This is a genomic window from Microbacterium sp. Leaf351 (assembly GCF_001423825.1).
GTDB classification, from domain to species: domain Bacteria; phylum Actinomycetota; class Actinomycetes; order Actinomycetales; family Microbacteriaceae; genus Microbacterium; species Microbacterium ginsengisoli.
Genome location: NZ_LMPK01000012.1, coordinates 45,567 through 51,245 on the forward strand (window position 1 = coordinate 45,567; position 5,679 = coordinate 51,245).

Consider the following 5,679-nt stretch of genomic DNA (forward strand, 5'->3'; position numbering starts at 1 on the left):
TGATACCCGCAGTCGATGACCCATTGCTGGAGGTGGGCGACCGAGGTGGTCTCGGGGTCGTAGGTGACGGTCGCGGTCTGTGAGACCGGGTTCGCGTCCACGGCGATCACTCCGGGTTGTCGGCTCAGGTGGGCTTCGGTGACGTTCTTGGAGGTCGCGCGGATCATGCCGCTGACCTGCAGGGTCACGGTTCTGGTGTCGCTCATTTCGGTTCCTTCCCGAGGGTGGGGTCGGTGGTGTCGGGGTGGGGCCATTGCCAGTCGGCGACGGCGGGGATGTCGGTGCCGTGCTCGCGGGTGTGGGCGCGGGCGTGCAGGCGGGCGTCCTGCAGCTCCTGCCGCAGGCCGGCGTGGCGGGCGGCGAGGCCCGGGACGTGGTCGAGGACGTCGATCGCGAGCCGGTACCGGTCGAGGTCGTTGAGCATGACCATGTCGAACGGGGTCGTGGTGGTGCCGCGCTCCTGGAAGCCGTGCACGTGCAGGTTCTGGTGCCCGGCGCGCTTGTAGGTGAGTCGGTGGATCAGCCACGGGTAGCCGTGGTAGGCGAAGATCACCGGCTTGTCGGGAGTGAAGATCGCATCGAACTCCCGGTCCGGGAGACCGTGCGGGTGCTGGTCCTCGGATTGCAGCCGGGTCAGGTCGACCACGTTCACCACCCGCACTCTCAGGTCGGGGATGTGCTCGCGCAGCAGCGCCGCCGCGGCGAGGGTCTCGAGGGTGGGGACGTCGCCGGCGGCGGCGAGCACCACATCCGGCTCGGTGCCTTCGGTTTCGGTGCCCGCCCACGGCAGGATCCCGAGCCCGCGGGTGCAGTGCTCGATCGCCTCGTCCATCGTCAGCCACTGCGGGGCGGGCTGCTTCCCGGCGACGACGACGTTGATGTACCCGGCCGAGCGCAGGCAGTGGTCGTAGGTGGACAGCAGCGTGTTCGCGTCGAACGGCAGGTAGACGCGGACGATGTCGGGGCTCTTGTTCAGGGCGAGGTCGATGAACCCGGGGTCCTGGTGAGAGAACCCGTTGTGGTCCTGCCGCCAGACGTGGCTGGAGAGCAGGTAGTTGAAGCTCGGGATCGGGTCCCGCCACGACACCTCCCGGGCCGCTTCGAGCCATTTGGCGTGCTGGTTGAACATCGAGTCGACGATGTGGGTGAACGCCTCGTAGCAGTTGAACAGCCCATGCCGGCCGGTAAGGACGTAGCCCTCGAGCCAGCCCTGGCACTGGTGCTCGCTGAGCACCTCCATCACCCGCCCAGTCGGGGCCAGGTGCTCGTCGACGGGCTCCACGGCCGCGTTCCACTGCTTGCCGGTGGCCTGGTAGACGGGTGGGGCGAGCCGGTTGGAGGCGGTCTCGTCCGGGCCGAAGATGCGGAAGTTGTCCGGGTTGTCCCGGATCACCCCCGCCAGCCACTCGCCCAGCACGCGGGTCGCTTCCCCGGTTCCCGCACCCCGCTCGGCCGGGTCGACCGGCTGCGCGTGCTTGTGGAAGTCCGGGAGCCGCAGCGGGACGGTGAGTTGTCCGCCGTTGCCGGCCGGGTTCGCGCTCATCCGCCGATCCCCGTCCGGGGCGATCGCGACCGTGGCCGGGCGGGGGGCGCCGGTCACGTCGAACAGCTCGTGCGGGCGGTAGGACGCCAGCCAGTCCTCGAGGATCCGCAGGTGCTCGGGATTGTCGCGGACCTCGGCGAGCGGCACCTGGTGTGCCCGCCAGGTGCCCTCCACCGGCAGACCGTCGATGATCTTCGGGCAGGTCCACCCCTTCGGGCTGCGCAGCACGATCGCCGGCCACGCCGGCCGCCCCTCCAGCGTCCCGGCCGCCGCGGCGGCCTTGATGTCCGCGATCTCATCCAGCACCGCATCCAGGACCGCCGCGAACGTCGCGTGGGACTCCTGCGGGGTCTCGCCATCGAAGCCGACCGTGACGACGTGGGGGTGATGGCCGTAGCCGCTCAGCAGCGCGACCAGCTCTTCCTCGGGGATGCGGGACAGCACGGTCGGGTTGGCGATCTTGTACCCGTTCAGATGCAGGATCGGCAGCACCACCCCGTCATGGGCGGGGTTGAGGAACTTGTTGCCGTGCCACGCGGTCGCCAGCGGCCCGGTCTCCGCCTCCCCGTCACCGATCACGCAGGCGACCAGCAGGTCGGGGTTGTCGAACGCGGCCCCGTAGGCGTGCACGAGGGAGTAGCCCAGCTCCCCGCCCTCGTTGATCGACCCGGGCGTTTCCGGGGACGCGTGCGAGGGGATCCCGCCCGGGAAGGAGAACTGCCGGAACAGCGCCCGCAGCCCCTCTTCGGTGCGGTCGATGCCCGGGTAGCGTTCGGTGTAGGTGCCGTCGAGGTAGGCGTTGGCGACCATGCCGGGTCCGCCGTGCCCGGGCCCGGTCACGTACAGGGTGTTCAGGTCGCGGTCGCGGATGGCGCGGTTCAGGTGGGCGTAGAGGAAGTTCAGGCCCGGGGTGGTGCCCCAATGCCCCAGCAGCCGCGGCTTGATGTCGTCCCGGCTGAGGCGGTGGCGCAGCAGCGGGTTACCCTGCAGGTAGATCTGCCCGATGCTCAGATAGTTCGCCGCCCGCCACCACGCATCCACCGCCGCCAACTGCTCGGCGGTGGCATCAGTGGTGCGGTGCGCCCACGCGGGGGGTGCCGGTGTGGGGGTCATGGTCGGTCTCCTTCCGATCCGCGACCGCTCGGGTCGCGCCAGGTGCGAATGACGGTGGTCATGGTGTTGCCGCCGGGATGAGAACGGTGGCGGTGTTGTCGCGGATCCAGACCACGCCGCGGTCATCGACCAGGACGATCGCACCGTCCCCGGTGACCCCGAGGGCTTGGACGGTTCCCGTGGTGGTGCCGACGTTCTCCCAGCCGGTGCCGACTAGGCGTCGCAACGTCCCGTCGGTGTCCACTCCGACCACCCCACCGGTTGGGTCGGTCTCCACCAGGTACAGCACTGGCGCGTCCGGCGCCGGGGTGAAGGTGGCGCCACCGTCGGTGCTGTGCTGCAGCCCGTCCTGGGTGGCGGCGTACAGGGTGCCGTCGGTCGCGGCGGCCAGGTCGACGGCGGGCAGCTCGGCACCGTCCGCCCAACTCTGCCCGCCGTCGCTGCTGGTGCGCAGCAGCAGCCGGGAGGATCCGATCCCGTACAGGGTGCCGTCGCCGGTGACGGTGAGGACGTGGAAGTCCTCTTCCCCGGTGAACGCGACCGGTTCCCACGAGGCGCCGGCGTCGAGGCTGCGGATGATGCCGAGGTTGGGGGCGCCGAGCTCCGCCGGGGTGGACGGGCCGGGGTGCCCGGACGCGTAGAGGGTGTCACCGGTAGCGGTCAGTCCCATCGCGTCCAGGTCGATGCCACCGACCGGGCCGGTGACGGTGCCGTCCTCGCCCAGCGTGTACAGGCCGGTGTGGGTGCCCAGCAGCACGGTGCTGTCACCGGCGTCGACGATGCCGTGCACATGCCCGAACCCGGCCGCGGTGCCCGCGGGGGCATCGGGCTCCGCAGGGGTGGTGCTGCAGCCCGTGAGCAGCAGCGCGACGGTGACGGTGGCCGTGATCGCCAGTCTGCGGGTGGTGGGAGAGATCATGAACGGAGGTCCTTTCCGTGCGGGTACGCCGGATACCGGTGACCGCACAGGGGTCGAGGGTGGGGCCTCGGACGGGACCGGCATCGGGAGCGCGGGTCCCGTCCGAGGGGTACCGGGTCAGAGGCTGGCGAGGATGTCCTGCATCGTGGTGATCTCGGCGGTCTGCCCGTCGATGATCTGCTGCGCGAGGGCGGCCACGTCCGGGTTCTGTCCGTCGGTGAGCACCGACTGCGCCATCGTCACGGCGCCCTGGTGGTGAGCGATCATGCCGTTCAGGAACAGGCGGGTCGCCTCGACCCCGGTCGCGGCATCCAGAGCGGCCATGTCGTCCTCCGACATCATCCCGCCGCCCATGTCCATGCCGTCCATCCCGGACATGGAGTCGTCGTACGGGACGCCCCACTCCTCCAGCCAGCCCTTCATGGTCTGGATCTCCGGGTCCTGTGCGGCCTTGATCTGCTCGGCGAGGGAGACGACTCGCTCGTCGATGCCGTCTTTCGCGAGGATCTGATCGGCCATCTCGATGGCCTGCTGGTGGTGCGGGATCATCATGGTCACGAACATCTCGTCCGCGGCGTTGAACGCGGCGGCGGACTGGGAGGGGGCGGTGCTGGTCATCCCCCCGGGTCCGTGGTCCATGCCGGGCATGGTGCCGTCGGTGGGGGCGCAGCCGGCGAGCACGAGCACGGTGGCCAGGGCGCCGGCGGTCAGCGTGAGAGTACGAAAACGCATCAGGGGTGTCCTTGTCTATTCAGTCGGTGAGGGTCTGATTCAGTGCCCGGGAGGGCAGGGTGCAGCATCCCCGGCAAGGGTCGCCGGGGTTCAGGCGGAATCAGGTGCGACTGATGGACAGGACAAGCAGTGAAGGCGGGCGGGGATGCGGCAATCCGACCAGCAGAGTCCGGGTATGGGAGCGCGAGCGGGCTACGGCGTATGTGAGAAGGGCACGGGACGTCGGGGCGAGCAGGACGATCACCGCGGCCAGCAGCGCCAGCACGCACACCATCATCAGCATCGAGTGATCCGGCATCCCCGCAGGGCTGCCGCACCCGTCCTGGCAATGCCCTCCAGCGCCCTCCACCGCAGCTGCGGTCATCGGCGTATCGTCGGCGGCGGCTGGTGCGGAGCCGACCTGGCTGTGCGTGCTCATCGCGCTGGTCTCTGATGCCAGGGCGGGCTGGTGGGAACCGGTCAGGACGTGCATGGACAGCAGCCCGGTGATGATCGCCAGGGCGATCGGACCGGCCAGCAGGAGCCGTCGCACCCCGGGGGTCAGACGCGCGTGCGAGCGAATCACGTTCACGACCGACCTCCTTCCCGTCCAGGGTAGCGGTGCCTTGCCTCCGCGACACGGTCAGAACACCACGCACGGGAGCGGGTGCCCCCTACCACTCAGCATATNGCGTGATCGAGGAAGGGGCGTCGACGGTGAACCAGGTGGTGGCGCGACGGCGGGCACTCGGGTCCCGGCGTGCCCTGTGGTTCTACCTGGCCGCGGTGACCGCGATCATCGCGGGGCTGCTTGCGATGCATTCGCTGAGTCTGGAAGAGGACCAGGCGGGCACTGTCGTGTCCGCCTCCGCAGTCGTTGCGGCCCCCGATGCCGCCGCTGATGTCCTGGTCAGCGGGGTGGTGACGCCCTCGTGCGATGAGACGGTCTGCGGGACGTCTCATGCTTTCGCTGCCGTGACGTGTCTGCTCGCGTTGCTGACCCTGCTCATCCTGGTGCTCCCGGCCCGGGACGGGTGGATGTCGCTGCTGGCGTGGCTGCGATCCCTCCCCGGCAGGTCGAGCTCGTTCACGTCCGGGTCGCCTCTTCTGCGGCCCTCCCTGATCGTGCTGTCGATCAGCCGCACCTGATCAGCACCCCGCCCGCGCCCGCCGCCTGAGCCGCCGCCGGCGCGTGATGTCGCCGACGGTCCACGATGTGCGGCCCGCAGGCGAGCGCGACCCGTCTGCGGCAGCGCCATGGGTGATCCGATCCCGGATTCTCGCCGTGCACTCCGGGCCGCGGCTCCCGGTTGGACCGTGTGACGGCGACCGTGCGCACCTTCATCGTCCCCCTCATCCAGGAAAGTCTTGTATGCCCGAACCCGCCCCCTCC

Annotated in this window: 5 protein-coding genes; all 5 read right to left on the bottom strand. The window is 70.0% G+C overall.

Annotated elements, in window-relative coordinates; genetic code table 11:
* Positions 1–206, bottom strand: a 206-nt coding sequence (locus ASG00_RS14375) for a cation transporter (protein WP_156456198.1), incomplete at its 3' end; no start/stop codon positions are given.
* Positions 203–2,656: a phosphoketolase family protein gene (locus ASG00_RS05130; protein WP_056207380.1), complete on the bottom strand. Its 2,454-nt coding sequence runs from the start codon at positions 2,654–2,656 to the stop codon at positions 203–205. The genes ASG00_RS05130 and ASG00_RS14375, both read right to left, overlap by 4 nt.
* A gap of 58 nt (positions 2,657–2,714) precedes the next feature.
* Positions 2,715–3,575: a F510_1955 family glycosylhydrolase gene (locus tag ASG00_RS05135; RefSeq protein ID WP_056207382.1), complete on the bottom strand. Its 861-nt coding sequence runs from the start codon at positions 3,573–3,575 to the stop codon at positions 2,715–2,717.
* A 117-nt stretch (positions 3,576–3,692) separates the two neighbouring features.
* A complete protein-coding gene (locus tag ASG00_RS05140) occupies positions 3,693–4,307 on the bottom strand; it encodes a DUF305 domain-containing protein (RefSeq protein WP_056207384.1) in 615 nt (204 codons plus the stop codon).
* 100 nt (positions 4,308–4,407) lie between these two features.
* Positions 4,408–4,878 carry a DUF6153 family protein gene (locus ASG00_RS05145; RefSeq protein WP_056207386.1) on the bottom strand — a complete coding sequence of 157 codons (471 nt, stop codon included), beginning with the start codon at positions 4,876–4,878 and terminating at the stop codon, positions 4,408–4,410.
* Positions 4,879–5,679 lie beyond the last annotated feature (801 nt).